1 protein-coding gene is annotated in these 219 nt (G+C 61.2%); it reads left to right on the top strand.

The features are described from left to right. A partial coding sequence (locus AO268_RS33980; protein WP_141562791.1) for a transposase occupies window positions 1–219 on the top strand: 219 nt, incomplete at both ends.

Below are 219 nucleotides of genomic sequence, written 5' to 3'. Positions count from 1 at the left end.
CGAGCTGGCGGCCGGCATCCTCGCTGTCATCAATGGCTATCTGGGCGACCGCGGCCTGTCGCTGCGCCAGGGCACCATCGTCGATGCAACGCTGATCAATGCGCCCAGGTCGACCAAGAACAAGGACGGCAAGCGCGACCCGGAAATGCACCAGACCAAGAAGGGAAACCAGTATTATTTTGGCATGAAGGCCCACATCGGCGCCGATGACGAATCGGG

Source organism: Pseudomonas sp. ICMP 8385, from assembly GCF_002699915.1.
GTDB lineage: Bacteria > Pseudomonadota > Gammaproteobacteria > Pseudomonadales > Pseudomonadaceae > Aquipseudomonas > Aquipseudomonas gessardii.
The sequence above is the reverse complement of the archived record's forward strand: the minus strand, read 5'-3'. Positions and strand labels throughout refer to the sequence as shown.